This window comes from Desulfatiferula olefinivorans (assembly GCF_054657895.1).
In genome coordinates this window covers 1-1,442 of sequence record NZ_BAAHXV010000098.1, presented here as the reverse complement: position 1 = coordinate 1,442, position 1,442 = coordinate 1, and the positions used below count along the sequence as shown (strand labels likewise).

The 1,442-nt window shown below is 51.7% G+C and carries 1 protein-coding gene; it reads left to right on the top strand.

Translation table 11 applies throughout. The features are described from left to right. Positions 1–350 precede the first annotated feature (350 nt). A complete protein-coding gene (locus ACYQ11_RS22020) occupies positions 351–530 on the top strand; it encodes a hypothetical protein (RefSeq protein WP_459925988.1) in 180 nt (59 codons plus the stop codon). Positions 531–1,442: the final 912 nt, after the last annotated feature.

The window sequence follows — 1,442 nt, the reverse complement described above, 5'->3', positions numbered from 1 at the left end:
TCCGACTGCCAACGTGTGCTTCACCGGCCGGGCGGCGAATCGAGACGCAGGGCCGATGGGCGAAAAAGGTTGAAAAACTAAAGACTTCCTAATGGGACAAGCTGTAGCCCGGTCCGGTGGAAGCAATTGTTGGCAGATTGATTCACAGTGGCGAATGGATTGGGACCGGACGTGATGACCCCAATGCCGGGGAACGTGGAAACAATATGCCGGGTGTGACAAAGAACAACCAGAACCAAACGCTGATCAAAGCCGTGAAAGCCTTCAAAAGAGCGGGCCGCCCTGAGAACGAGGGAGCCGGAAACCGCCACAAGGGTTGAGCGGATGGGCCACCCTGAACGAGACAGCGGTTGAATTTGAAAAGTCGTTCAACAGGAGAAAATCCAAACTCCGATTTCTTTACAACATTTGTTTTTGAAAGAGCAAATCAATTTTCTACTTTTCTCCCAGGCGTTCGTCCGACTGCCAACGTGTGCTTCACCGGCCGGGCGGCGAGACGAGGCGCCGGGCAGATGGGCGAAAAAGGTTGAAAAACTAAAGACTTCCAAAAGGGACACGCTGTAGCCCGGTCCGGTGGAAGCAATTGTTGGCAGATTGATTCACGGTGACGAATGGATGGGGAACAGGAGTTTATGAACCCAATGCCGGAGAGCGTGGAAACAATATGCCAGGTGTGACAAAGAACAACCAGAACCAAGCGGTGATCAAAGCCATGAAAGCATTCGAACGAGCGGGCCGCCCTGAGAACGAGGGAGACGGAAACCGCCACAAGGGTTGAGAAGATGGGCCACCCTGAACGAGACAGCGGTTGAATTTTAAAAGTCGTTCAACAGGAGAAAGCCCAAACTCCGATTTCTTTACAACATTTCTTTTTGAAAGAACAAATCAATTTTCTACTTTTCTCCCAGGCGTTCGTCCGACTGCCAACGTGTGCTTCACCGGCCGGGCGGCGAATCGAGACGCTGGGCCGATGGGCGAAAAAGGTTGAAAAACTAAAGACTTTCAAAAGGGACAAGCTGTAGCCCGGTCCGGTGGAAGCAATTGTTGGCAGATTGATTCACAATGGCGAATGGGTGGGGAACAAGAGTTTATGAACCCAATGCCGGGGAACGTGGAAACAATATGCCAGGTGTGACAAAGAACAACCAGAACCAAACGCTGATCAAAGCCGTGAAAGCCTTCGAACGAGCGGGCCGCCCTGAGAACGGCTGAGCCGGTAACCGCCACAAGGGTTGAACGGATGGGTCACCCTGAATGAGACAGCGGATGAATTTGAAAACACGGTTCAACAGGAGAAAGCCCAAACTCCGATTTCTTTACAACATTTCTTTTTGAAAGAGCAAAACAATTTTCTACTTTTTACCCAGGCGTTCGTCCGACTGCCAACGTGCGCTTCAGCCGCGCGAGGTACGAGCGTCGGCTGGAAGCAGTGGTTAGCTGTT